Below are 11,975 nucleotides of genomic sequence, written 5' to 3' on the forward strand. Positions count from 1 at the left end.
AATAAATATTGACCAATCTATTTCAAACCACTGGTTCAGTTTATCCAATAGGGTAAATAGAACGGGACAAGGTAATTAACAGGTACTCCGAGTCTGGTATTCAATATAGCCTGTCCATCCCAAAAGTGCAAAACCTACTGACTAGGTAGCTGAAGTGGCATTGCGATGGTTTTGGTGAGGCCTATGGCATAATATAAATCAAGAGCTGCGCCAGATTTTACGTTTTTATAAAAAAGCCATGCTCATCACGCCGGTCAGCATCAGTATCTTGGATAGTTTGCTCAGCCTGGAGAAGTGTGTTTTGCGGTCTGCATGATAGATCAGGTACATAAAATACATGAACAATATACCGATAAGTCCAAAGTAAAGGTACAGCAACGTTTGGTCTATTTTGAAGGCTACCACCAAAATGGACACGACAAATACGGCTGCAATAAGAAAGATGATGTTTTTGGTGGCTCGAAAGCCCAAAACCACCGGCAGGGTCTTGCAGCCATGTTTTCTGTCTCCTTCCCTGTCTTCGATGTCCTTGATGATTTCACGGATAAGGTTGATGAAAAATGCAAAAATAGCATACGTGAGCACTAAAAGCTCTGATTTTTGGTAATAAAATCCTACGATCCATATGGCTAGTGCCGTTAATAGCGCCACGGCCAGGTTGCCCACAAAAGGGAGGCGCTTTAGGGAGTTGGAATATATCCAGAGTAAAAAGGCAGCTATAAAATGTATTGCTCCCACTTTTAGGCTGACCAAGCATGCCAGTCCAATGCCTACAAGATTTAGAAAAGTGTGGAGAAACATCACCATTCTGCGGCGCAGTCCCTTACCGATGACGACTTCATTCGGCTTGTTTATATAATCGATCTTTACATCATAATAGTCATTTATCAAGTAGCCAGAAGCAGCGATCAGAATGGTGGACGTGATCACCAGGTAGATTTTGGGATCCATAAGTGCTGGAGTGCCGGATAAGGTTTTTTCTACCAGAAAATAGGCCGTCATCAGCTGAGCAAAAGCCATCATCAGCAGGTTGTCCATTCTGATGATTCTTAAAAAAGCAACAAAGGAAAAAGCTTTTTCAGCTGATGAAGAGTGAGTCATACCTCAAAAATACGCGAAAGACTTGTATATGTTCCAGATCAAGTGGCTTTTCATGAAAAAAGAAAAAACCATTCGCTATTGAACGAATGGTTTTTGATTAATAAACCCCTAATTAAAATTATAATTATGTTCCGAATTTAGGGAAATTACTTTGAATTACCGTCCTGTACTGTCTTGTATGTTAGGTTGGTGGACAAATTGGTTACTTTTGTAAACTTACTTGCCAGTTCCAAGCATCGCGCAGGGCATCTTCTAGTCCGTACTGAGGCTTCCAGCCCAATACATGGGTGACTTTGTCGGTATTGGCCCATACTTTTTCGATATCACCGGATCTTCTCGGGCCGATTTCAAAATTGAGCGGTTTTCCACTGACTTTTTCAAAGGCCTTGATTACCTCCATGACGGTATTGCCATTTCCTGTGCCCACATTAAAGAGGTCAAAGAAGTTGTCCTGTTTAGTAGCGAGGTACTGAATGGATTTTACATGGGCATCTGCGAGGTCCATGACATGGATATAATCCCTTACGCAGGTACCGTCATGGGTGTCGTAGTCGTCACCGAAGACGGTGATTTTTTCACGGATGCCTGCCCCGGTTTGCGTCACAAAAGGAATCAGGTTTGCCGGTACGCCCAGCGGAAGTTCGCCAATGAGTGAGGAAGGGTGTGCGCCGATGGGGTTAAAGTAGCGTAAGGCCACTACTCTTGCGGAGGCGCCACTTTTGATATGGTCCGCCAGGATGTCTTCACAGATTTTCTTGGTATTGCCATAGGGGCTTTCGGCATCTTTCCTCGGCGTGGACTCCTTAACGGGAAGTTTGTCCGGCTGGCCGTAAACCGTGCAGGAAGAGGAGAAGACAATGTCCTTGACGCCATGTTCTTTCATGGTCTCCAAGAGTATAATGAGGGAGTTGATGTTATTGCTGTAGTAGGTGAGCGGGATTTTGGTGCTTTCACCTACTGCCTTGGAGGCAGCAAAGTGGATGACCCCCTGAATGTCGTTTTCTTTGAAGACAGATTGCATAAATCCACGATCATTGCAATCACCCTCATGGCATTTTACAGGAGAGCCGAGAATTTTTTCTAGTCCATTTAAGACATTTTTGTTGGAATTGGAAAAATTGTCAACGATGATTGGCGCATAGCCGGCATTGACGAGCGCCACAGCAGTATGAGAACCGATGTAGCCTGCTCCGCCTGTGATTAAAATCTGTTTCATGAAATGAAGTTGTTTTACTAGGGTTTACAGGTTGACAAATGATGTAGGGACAAATATAATTTAAACCCGTCGTGCATGAAATTATTCTTGGTTTTTAATGGCTGAAAACTAATTTTTTTAGTTGGAAGTTAATATCTTACATAGGGCGACTGGGGTCAAATAGCGAAAAAGTAACTTTTTTCTTCTCCCTGCCTAAAGTATTACAACCCAAATAATAACAACATTATTATGATGAATTTTCAATTGACAGAAAACCAATCCATGATTGCGCAGATGATCAGGGATTTTGGTGCAAAAGAAATTGCTCCCTTCCGAAAGGAGTGGGACGACAACCAGACTTTTCCGCTACCACTTTTTAAGCAACTTGGGGAACTGGGGCTTATGGGAGTGCTGATCCCGACCGCATATGGCGGGAGTGGTTTTGGCTATATGGAGTATGTGACTGCCATCACGGAACTCGCCAAGCTGGATCCTGGAGTAGGACTTTCCATGGCTGCACACAATTCCCTCTGTTCTGGGCATATTATGCTTTTTGGTTCGGATGATCAAAAACAACAATACCTGCCAAAACTGGCCTCGTGTGAGTTTTTGGGTGCTTGGGGGCTGACAGAACCGAACACGGGCTCGGATGCTGCCAATATGAAAACGACTGCTAAACAGGACGGTGATTATTTCATTCTCAATGGTGCCAAAAACTTCATTACGCATGGCGTATCAGGGGATGTGGCTGTGGTCATTGCCCGGACAGGGGAAGTGGGGGACAAGCACGGCATGACGGCTTTTATTATTGAAAAAGGGACGGCGGGATTCCGTGGTGGCCGAAAGGAAGATAAGCTGGGTATGCGAACTTCCGAAACGGCGGAATTGATATTCGAAGACTGCAGGGTGCATAAGTCACAGGTATTGGGAGAAGTGGGGGAAGGCTTTGTCCAATCCATGAAGGTGCTGGATGGGGGGAGGATATCGATTGCGGCACTTTCTCTGGGGATTGCGGAAGGGGCATTAGAGGCCGCACTGCGCTATTCCAAAGAGCGTCAGCAGTTTGGCAAACCGATCAGCGCTTACCAAGGGGTTTCTTTTAAGCTGGCGGATATGGCCACCAAGCTAGAGGCGGCCAAATTGCTGACATTTAAGGCGGCAGATTTAAAAAACAGAGGTGAATACGTGACCCTGGCCAGTGCCAAAGCCAAGTACTATGCTTCAGAAATAGCCGTCGAGCTGGCCAATGAGGCCGTTCAGATTTTTGGGGGGTATGGATTTACCAAGGATTATCCAGTGGAAAAATACTACAGGGACGTAAAGCTCTGCACCATTGGTGAAGGGACTTCAGAAATCCAGAAAATAGTGATTGCGAGAGAGCTGTTAAAGTGATCCAAGTGGTTTTTCCTTATATCAAGGCGGGCTTTGGCTAGATGAGGGAGGCCGTTTACGATATAAAAAACACCGGATAAGGGGATTTTGGATAAGGCTTTGGTTGTCCTAAAGAACTGCTATTTTTCCATATTAAAATATAGCGTAACTTTGCGGAAAATATTTCACCTCTTCATGCAAAAGACTGCCCGAAAAAACATCATCTACTCCATCATTTTGCTTTTGGTGGTTTTTCTTGTTTACCTGTATAGACAAAACCAGCAAACCCCTCAAGTGCCGGAGCCTGAAAAGGATGGTAAGCAAACCATTACTGGAAAAACCATGGGGACGAGCTATCGGATCGTTTACTTGGATAAGCAGGGCAGGGATTTTAAGCCAGCCGTGGACTCCTTATTGGAGGTCTTTAACCAGTCTCTGTCCACTTATATTTCCGATTCTGAACTGAGTCGGTTCAATGATGACGATACATTGGCCTTCGAATCAGTATATCTTCCTACCGTGCTGAAGACCAGCAAGGATATTTTTCAGCGAACGGACGGAGCATTTGACCCGACCGTTGGGCCGTTGGTGAATGCTTGGGGGTTTGGGCCGGAGGGAGCTCATTTAAAAGATAGTGTGAATATTTTTGAATTACTGCGGTTGATAGGATTTGAAAATATCCAGTTTGATACCGAAAAAGTATGGAAGACCCAGTCTGATGCCTACCTTGATTTTAGTGCCATTGCTAAAGGTTTCGGGGTGGATGTGGTCGCTGGATACCTTCTGGATGAAGGGATAGATGATATGTTGGTGGAGATCGGCGGCGAATTGGTCGCGCGTGGTACCAACGAAAATGGAGAGCTCTGGAAAGTAGGGGTAAATCAGCCTAGCGAAGATGTCAGCTCCAATGAAATTTTCAGCATCATAGGACTGGATAATAAAGGAATGGCCACTTCGGGAAACTATCGTAATTTCTACTATAAAGATAGCGTCAGGTATTCCCATACCATCGACCCTAAAACCGGCCAGCCCGTCAACCACAGTCTGCTCAGTGCGACGGTGGTAGCAGAAGACTGTATGACGGCCGACGCCTTTGCCACCGCTATGATGGTGATGGGCACGGAAAAGGCCATTGACCTTCAGCAGTCCCAAGATGATATAGAAGTCTTTTTGATCTACAGTGATAGCTTGGGAATGCAAACATACATCAGTGAAAAACTCAAGCCTTTTGTTTCATATATCAAAGGGGAAAAATAGCAAGCATGGTCACAAATATCCTGGTACTTTTTTTATCGGCGTTGTTGTCAGGGCTTTTGGCCGTGGCCATGCCCAGTTGGAAAGAGAAGAATTTCAAAATGATTTTGGTCTTTGCAGGATCGTATCTTTTTTCGATTACAGTGCTGCATATTCTTCCTGAGCTATTTGCCAATCCGGACTCGGCTTATTATATGGGGCTTTATGTGTTGATAGGTTTTTTGCTGCAGCAGGTGTTGGAATTCCTGTCCTCGGGGATAGAGCATGGTCATATCCATCACCATAATCATGGAAAAAATACCGTTTGGATGGTCATGATTGGGTTGTCACTGCATGCTTTTTTGGAAGGGACTTTGCTTAGCCAACAGCCTTCGCTGCATGGTCATCACCATGGAACGGAAACATTGCTTTTTGGGATCGTAATGCACAAGGCTCCGGCGGCATTTGCTTTGGTAGCGGTGCTTCTTGGTAGCATGAAGCGGAGTTCGGTGTTGGTGCTTTTGGTTGTTTTTGCAATGGCCTCGCCTATGGGAGTACTTGTATCTGATATTGTATTCTCCCAGCAGGTCTTGGCAGCAGGGGCCATGGACGTATTATTTGGTTTGGTCGCAGGCGGCTTCTTGCATATTTCCACTACGATATTTTTTGAGAGCAGCCCTCATCATAAGTTTCACCTGACACGACTATTAGTGAGTTTATTTGCGGCTTTTCTTGCCATTGCCTCAGAGTATTTGATATAACCGGAAATTAAGGCCGTTTCGTTAGTGTGTATCTGGAAAATACGGGTTCTATCTTTTTTCCTTGGGCAGTTATTTTTCTAGCTAAATTCCTAGGTGGTTTTAATCCTTTACCTTCGTTACTTTTTTCCTTCAGGTCAAATAAGTAACCCCAAAACCCCGCCGCTACGCCACGGCGCACAGGTGTGTAGCTATTGGGCTAAAATTAAACCCACATTATGCATTAGCCTATCTATTGCGACCTGAAACTACTTCAAAATCAATCGCTTCGCTGCTGTTTTCGATTTCACCATAGCGATGCTATGATTCAATCTCCAAACAGCCTGATTTTCTTGTAGTTTCAGCTCTCATAACGATTCCTAATGCATAAAGCGGGTTAAAGCCTCCCCCCCCATGCAGGCAAACTCCTTCTTTTTAGCTGCCAACATTCTTTTTGGTCAGTATTTCGTCAAACAAGCCTGTCTTATTGCCCGCCTGCTTTTTAATTTCTTAACGCCCAATACCTGCAAGGCGGATCCAATTAATAAGTTTCATTTGGATAAATTAATATTATTATTCCATGTAATGGCATATTTCTTAACTAAAAGGTTGAGCCAGAATTATGGCCCTATTGAGTCCACAAAATGTATCGCTTCCTTTTGACGGCCCTTGGTATTCCTGTTTTTCATCCGGTGGTGCAGGCCGTTAAGAAAGTGAGCTGGCTCGCGTCGTGGAACAGCGAGACCCATTCGCTTTTAGGCCGTAGCCATCGGGTGGAAATTAAAATGGGTGACGGATCCACGTCGCAGGGGAAATCCATGTCCCATTTTAAAGGGCAGACCACCGGCCTAGATTTTTTTCTTTCTTTTTTCATCAAAATAAAAAGGTAAAATCCACCAAAACATCCAACGTTCTGCGCCCAAGGTAAGGCTTTGGGGTGCAGGTTCAATAGTTCAATTTTTGAGGTAGTGATGGGTAAAAACTCAAATTTACGTGGTTCAGGAGGCCAGCTGTCGGTACAACTGTGCCGTTCTGGATAGTCCTGGGTGCATTTACTTTGTTTAACAATAAATAAAATAAGTTAGACAAACATTTGATTTTTGTTTAATTAAAATTAAATTTGATTAAACAAAACGGTAAAATATGACAACTTTAGAATTCAGTTACTCGATAAATGAGCATTCTAAGTCATTAAAACCATTCGCGCTTAGGCTTACCAAAGACGCTGATGATGCCAATGATTTGCTGCAGGAAACCATGCTAAAAGCATATACGAACCGGGACAAGTTTTCGGATGGTACCAATCTTCGAGCATGGCTATACACCATTATGAAAAACACGTTTTTTACGCGCTATCAGCGTATGATACGGCGGGCTACTTTTATAGATACTACCGATAATCTTCACTATATTAACTCTGGGGACATCTCTATCGAAAACCGGGCGCAAAGCAAATTTGCGATGGATGATATTAATTTCTGTATAAACCACCTTAATGCTGATTACAGAACCCCCTTCATGATGTATTTCAAAGGGTTTAAATATCAAGAGATTGCAGACGACCTTAATTTGCCGATAGGCACCGTTAAAAACAGGATTCACCTGGCCCGAAAAATCTTAAAGGATAACCTAAAAGTTTACAAGACAAATTAATGGGAAAAGAAGAGGCAATCGTCATTGGAGCTGGTTTTGCCGGTATAGCAGCAGCTACCACTTTGGCTCAGCAGGGCTTTCGTGTCACTGTGTTGGAAAAGAATGGCAGTGCTGGTGGAAGGGCGCGAAAATTCACTTCGGATGGATTTACTTTTGACATGGGCCCCAGTTGGTATTGGATGCCAGATATTTTTGAAAAGTATTTTGCCCGTTTTGGAAAACACCCCAGAGACTATTATGATTTAGTACGCTTGGATCCTTCATATAAAGTTATTTTCGGTGAAAACGATGCGTTGCTTATGCCGGCCAATTTTGAGGAGCTTCAGGCACTCTTTGAGTCCTTGGAACCGGGAGCGGGAAAACGTTTACGGGAATTTTTGGACCAAGCCGCCAGAAAATATAAAGTGGGTATTCAGGATTGGGTTTATAAGCCTTGTCAGAGCGTTTGGGAATTTGCCCAGCCCGGAATCTTCAATGACCTTATCAGGCTGGATCTCTTCCAATCCATGCACAAGCACGTTCGAAGTTTTTTTAAAAATGAGAAGCTGGTGCGGATCATGGAGTTTCCGGTGTTATTTTTGGGACAGACTGCCGAAAAAATCCCTGCACTGTACAGTATGATGAATTATGCAGATTTGGTGTTGGGTACTTGGTATCCTAAGGGAGGGATGCATGAAATCATCAAAGCAATGGTCAGCCTTGCAGAGGAAATGGGTGTTCGCTTTGAATACCATGCTGATGTTTCCCATATCAATACCAAGAATGGTGTGGCCACGTCGGTGGCATTGAAGGATGACCGGAAGTTTTATGCGGATGTGGTGGTCGCAGGTGCAGACTACCACCATGTGGAGACCAAGCTTTTGCCACCAGGATCGAGCAATTACTCAAAAAATTACTGGGATAAACGGACCCTTGCTCCATCAAGCTTGATTTTTTACTTGGGAGTGGACGATAAAATAGACCGTTTGGAGCATCATAACTTGTTTTTTGACGAGCCGTTGGCTCCTCACGCGGCGGCTATTTATGATCAGCCAGGTTGGCCGGATAAGCCACTATTCTACGTTTGTTGCCCTTCCAAAACCGATCTTTCCGTGGCACCGGAAGGTAAGGAAAACCTCTTTATCCTGATCCCTTTGGCGCCTGATCTGGAAGATACAGAAGAAAAGCGTGAAGCCTATTATGACTTGGTCATGAAGAGACTTGAGAAGCATACCGGGCAGGCAATCCATGAGAAGGTTTGCTACAAGCGATCTTATGCCCACAGGGATTTTATCAGTGATTATAATGCTTTTAAAGGGAATGCCTATGGGTTGGCCAATACCTTGGGCCAGACAGCAATGCTCAAACCAAAAATAAGAAACAAAAAGGTCAGTAACCTTTTTTATACAGGACAGCTTACCGTTCCTGGTCCCGGCGTACCTCCTTCCTTGATTTCGGGGCAGGTGGTGGCCGATGAAGTCGCCAAGGAGTATCTACCCACCTCACTCGAACACTAAACTATGAACGCACTAAAACTATATCATCAGACCACGATGGAATGCAGTAAGCTGATTACCCAGCGGTACAGTACTTCTTTTAGTTTGGGAATCAGGACGATGGATGTCAAATTTCACAAACCAATATATAGTATTTACGGCTTTGTTCGTTTTGCTGATGAGATCGTGGATACCTTTCACCATCAGGACAAGGAATTGCTGCTTCACAAATTCCGACAAGACACTTATGAAGCCATAAACATGGCTTTTTCCCTTAATCCAGTACTTCATGCCTTCCAAATGGTGGTGCATCAGTATGGTATCACATTGGACATGATCGATGCATTTTTGGATAGCATGGCCATGGATTTGGATTTTAGCACCTATAATGACAATAAGTACAAAGAGTACATTTACGGGTCTGCTGAAGTGGTGGGACTGATGTGCCTAAAGGTATTTTGTGAAGGAAATGAGGCAACCTATGAAAAGCTCAAGGTACCTGCGTGTAAACTGGGGGCAGCATTCCAAAAAGTGAATTTCCTCCGGGATATTAAAAGTGATTATGAAGAAAGGGGAAGGGTGTATTTTCCTGGGGTGGATTATTTGACTTTTGACGAAAAGGCCAAGCAGGCAGTAGAGCGCGATATTCAGAAGGACTTTGATGAAGCTTACGTTGGCATAAAGCAGCTGCCCGCTGGCGCGAAGATGGGAGTCAAAATTGCCTATCTGTATTACCTCAGTTTATTCTCAAAGATCAAACGACTAAAACCTCAGACGATTACTGCCAAAAGGGTGCGGATTCCCAATATCAAAAAACTTTCACTGCTGATAGGGATGTATTTCGGGTCAAAACTGGGATTTGAATAATATTGAAGATGGAGCGTTATTTGTATTTGATTTTAAATATTGGCACAATTCTTTTTCCTCTGCTCTGGTCATTTGAGCGTAAGGTTTCCTATTATAAAAAATGGGCATACTTCTTTCCAGCCATGGTCATCACGGCCACACTTTTTTTGATCTGGGACCATTGGTTTACAGAGTTGGGGGTATGGGGGTTTAACGACCGTTACCTGACAGGAATCCATTTAGGAAATTTGCCGTTGGAAGAATATTTGTTTTTTGTGACGGTGCCTTTTTCCTGCATATTTATTTATGAGGTCTTGCTTTATTATATGCCTCATGATCCCTTGTCACCCTATGTCAAGCCCATTACTTTTGGGCTGATCGGGCTCTTTACGGTACTCGCTGGGTTCAATTGGGACAAATGGTACACTTCTGTCAACTTCTCTTTTGTGGCTTTACTCTTGGCTTTCCACTTTACGATGTTTCGTTCCAGATTTTTGGGACGATTTTATGTGTTCTATTTGATTCACCTCATCCCTTTTTTATGTGTGAATGGTGCATTAACTGGAGGGTTTACCCCAGAGCCGGTAGTGTATTATGAGAATATGGAGAACCTGTCGATTCGTATTTTCACTATTCCCATTGAGGACTTTGTTTATTCGATGGGTTTAATGCTCATGAATGTGTCTCTTTATGAATTTTTCCGTCAGCGGAAAACAATAGCTGTTTCAATTGGTTAGTATAGTATGAAGGATCTCACCGTTCATATCGATCAGCATTCAGGTTTTTGCTTTGGGGTGGTGTACGCCATTGAGATGGCGGAGGATATCCTGGATCAGGAGGGGCACCTCTATTGCTTGGGCGACATCGTCCACAATGATGAAGAGGTGAAACGATTGGTACACAAAGGCCTTAAAATCATCGATCATGACAGCCTTCAGAGCCTGCATGGAGAGAAAGTGCTCATTAGGGCGCATGGCGAACCGCCTTCCACCTATCAGCTGGCCATCAAAAATGACCTAACCCTGATCGATGCAAGCTGTCCTGTGGTGCTGAAACTTCAGCACAGGATCAAAAATGCTTTTGATAAAGACGAGCCCATCTATATTTATGGGAAACATGGCCATGCAGAAGTGGAGGGGTTGTTGGGACAGACCCGTAATGAGGCGGTGGTATTTCAAGATGTGGAAGAATTGGATTTTGATTCGATGCCATCCCGGATCACCTTGTTTAGCCAAACCACCAAAAGTACCGATAAGTTTTATGCCATCAATAAAATGCTCCGTGAACGAGGGATAGAGGTACAGACCAATGATACGATCTGTCGGCAGGTTTCCAACCGGGACAAAGAGCTTAGGAAATTTGCTTCTGAGTTTGACCGGATTGTTTTTGTCAGTGGTAGTAAATCCAGCAATGGAAAAGCGCTATTTGAAGTGTGTAAGCAGCAAAATGCCCACACGTTTTTTGTGTCCCACCCTGATCAAATCGATCAGAGCTGGTTCCTGAACGGAGATTCGGTAGGAATTTGTGGTGCCACCTCCACGCCCATGTGGCTAATGGAGGAAGTAAAGGAAAGGCTGCTGACCTTCTAAAGTTTTTAAGTACCTTGTACCAAATTCACCTTATTCATGTCCTTGCCTCGACCTGCATCTCGTCCGATAGATCCCGTAGGAACCATGATCGCATTGCTGATCATAGGGCTTTGGGCAGTGTCCCTGATTTTATTGTTGTACTGGGAATTTGAGTTTACCAATCCGTTGGTCTATGTGGGGGTACTTTTCCAGATGCATTTATATACCGGTTTGTTCATTACGGCACACGATGCCATGCATGGGAGTGTCTCGCGGCATGCTACTGTAAATAAAGTGATTGGCTGGATCGCAGCAATCTTGTTTTCCTATAATTTTTATAACCGGTTATTGCCCAAGCACCATGAACACCACCGTTTTGTCGCCACTGGGTCAGACCCGGATTATCATTCATCTGACCATTTTTGGAAATGGTACTGGAGTTTTATCACGACCTACTTGTCTCCCCTCCAGTTGGTATTGATGGGAGCGACTTTTTGGTTGTTGCAGGTGTTCTTTCCTATTGAGAATTTGGTTTTGTTTTGGATGCTTCCCGCCATTATGTCCACCTTCCAACTGTTTTACTTTGGGACTTATCTGCCTCATCGTGGCGAACACCATAACAAACACAAGTCTGGGACACTAGCCAAAAACCATTTTTGGGCATTCTTGAGTTGTTATTTTTTTGGCTATCATTTTGAACACCATGACTCGCCAGGAACCCCTTGGTGGCAGCTATGGCGGATGAAATAGCCAAAAGAAACTTTTTGCTACATTCCTTGGGTTTCATGGTTTTGAT

Annotated in this window: 12 protein-coding genes; 10 read left to right on the top strand and 2 right to left on the bottom strand. The window is 44.0% G+C overall.

From position 1 onward, the window contains the following. Positions 1–225: 225 nt before the first annotated feature. Positions 226–1,101, bottom strand: coding sequence for a geranylgeranylglycerol-phosphate geranylgeranyltransferase (locus FDP09_RS06615; protein ID WP_137401905.1), 876 nt, complete (start codon positions 1,099–1,101; stop codon positions 226–228). Positions 1,102–1,303: 202 nt separating this feature from the next. Beyond that, a complete protein-coding gene (gene galE / locus FDP09_RS06620) occupies positions 1,304–2,317 on the bottom strand; it encodes a UDP-glucose 4-epimerase GalE (protein WP_137401906.1) in 1,014 nt (337 codons plus the stop codon). A 231-nt stretch (positions 2,318–2,548) separates the two neighbouring features. Between galE and FDP09_RS06625 the strand changes: the two genes are divergently transcribed. From FDP09_RS06625 to FDP09_RS06670, 10 genes are all read left to right on the top strand, one after another. Beyond that, the gene (locus FDP09_RS06625; RefSeq protein ID WP_137404957.1) at positions 2,549–3,688 is read left to right on the top strand and encodes an acyl-CoA dehydrogenase family protein; all 1,140 of its coding nucleotides are present in this window, start codon (positions 2,549–2,551) and stop codon (positions 3,686–3,688) included. Between the two features lie 174 nt (positions 3,689–3,862). Continuing rightward, positions 3,863–4,924: an FAD:protein FMN transferase gene (locus FDP09_RS06630; protein WP_137401907.1), complete on the top strand. Its 1,062-nt coding sequence runs from the start codon at positions 3,863–3,865 to the stop codon at positions 4,922–4,924. 5 nt (positions 4,925–4,929) lie between these two features. After that, positions 4,930–5,661, top strand: a complete 732-nt coding sequence (locus tag FDP09_RS06635; RefSeq protein WP_137401908.1) for a ZIP family metal transporter — start codon at positions 4,930–4,932, stop codon at positions 5,659–5,661. Between the two features lie 620 nt (positions 5,662–6,281). After that, entirely contained in the window at positions 6,282–6,527 is a 246-nt protein-coding gene (locus FDP09_RS06640) for a hypothetical protein (RefSeq protein ID WP_137401909.1), read from the top strand. A gap of 253 nt (positions 6,528–6,780) precedes the next feature. Further along, the gene (locus FDP09_RS06645; RefSeq protein WP_137401910.1) at positions 6,781–7,290 is read left to right on the top strand and encodes an RNA polymerase sigma factor; all 510 of its coding nucleotides are present in this window, start codon (positions 6,781–6,783) and stop codon (positions 7,288–7,290) included. After that, positions 7,290–8,786: a phytoene desaturase family protein gene (locus FDP09_RS06650; RefSeq protein ID WP_137401911.1), complete on the top strand. Its 1,497-nt coding sequence runs from the start codon at positions 7,290–7,292 to the stop codon at positions 8,784–8,786. Before FDP09_RS06645 ends, FDP09_RS06650 begins: the two co-directional genes overlap by 1 nt. 3 nt (positions 8,787–8,789) lie before the next feature. Beyond that, the gene (locus FDP09_RS06655) at positions 8,790–9,632 is read left to right on the top strand and encodes a phytoene/squalene synthase family protein (RefSeq protein WP_137401912.1); all 843 of its coding nucleotides are present in this window, start codon (positions 8,790–8,792) and stop codon (positions 9,630–9,632) included. Between the two features lie 8 nt (positions 9,633–9,640). Next, positions 9,641–10,348, top strand: coding sequence for a lycopene cyclase domain-containing protein (locus tag FDP09_RS06660; RefSeq protein ID WP_137401913.1), 708 nt, complete (start codon positions 9,641–9,643; stop codon positions 10,346–10,348). Positions 10,349–10,354: 6 nt separating this feature from the next. After that, a complete protein-coding gene (locus FDP09_RS06665) occupies positions 10,355–11,200 on the top strand; it encodes a 4-hydroxy-3-methylbut-2-enyl diphosphate reductase (protein WP_137401914.1) in 846 nt (281 codons plus the stop codon). 36 nt (positions 11,201–11,236) lie between these two features. After that, entirely contained in the window at positions 11,237–11,929 is a 693-nt protein-coding gene (locus FDP09_RS06670) for a fatty acid desaturase (RefSeq protein WP_137401915.1), read from the top strand. Positions 11,930–11,975 lie beyond the last annotated feature (46 nt).

Source organism: Echinicola rosea, from assembly GCF_005281475.1.
GTDB lineage: Bacteria > Bacteroidota > Bacteroidia > Cytophagales > Cyclobacteriaceae > Echinicola > Echinicola rosea.

Coding starts and splice junctions, on each gene's coding strand:
- FDP09_RS06615 (WP_137401905.1), bottom strand. CDS start 1,101: ATGACTCACTCTTCATCAGCTGAAAAAGCTTTTTCCTTTGTTGCTTTT.
- galE (WP_137401906.1), bottom strand. CDS start 2,317: ATGAAACAGATTTTAATCACAGGCGGAGCAGGCTACATCGGTTCTCAT.
- FDP09_RS06625 (WP_137404957.1), top strand. CDS start 2,549: ATGAATTTTCAATTGACAGAAAACCAATCCATGATTGCGCAGATGATC.
- FDP09_RS06630 (WP_137401907.1), top strand. CDS start 3,863: ATGCAAAAGACTGCCCGAAAAAACATCATCTACTCCATCATTTTGCTT.
- FDP09_RS06635 (WP_137401908.1), top strand. CDS start 4,930: ATGGTCACAAATATCCTGGTACTTTTTTTATCGGCGTTGTTGTCAGGG.
- FDP09_RS06640 (WP_137401909.1), top strand. CDS start 6,282: ATGTATCGCTTCCTTTTGACGGCCCTTGGTATTCCTGTTTTTCATCCG.
- FDP09_RS06645 (WP_137401910.1), top strand. CDS start 6,781: ATGACAACTTTAGAATTCAGTTACTCGATAAATGAGCATTCTAAGTCA.
- FDP09_RS06650 (WP_137401911.1), top strand. CDS start 7,290: ATGGGAAAAGAAGAGGCAATCGTCATTGGAGCTGGTTTTGCCGGTATA.
- FDP09_RS06655 (WP_137401912.1), top strand. CDS start 8,790: ATGAACGCACTAAAACTATATCATCAGACCACGATGGAATGCAGTAAG.
- FDP09_RS06660 (WP_137401913.1), top strand. CDS start 9,641: ATGGAGCGTTATTTGTATTTGATTTTAAATATTGGCACAATTCTTTTT.
- FDP09_RS06665 (WP_137401914.1), top strand. CDS start 10,355: ATGAAGGATCTCACCGTTCATATCGATCAGCATTCAGGTTTTTGCTTT.
- FDP09_RS06670 (WP_137401915.1), top strand. CDS start 11,237: ATGTCCTTGCCTCGACCTGCATCTCGTCCGATAGATCCCGTAGGAACC.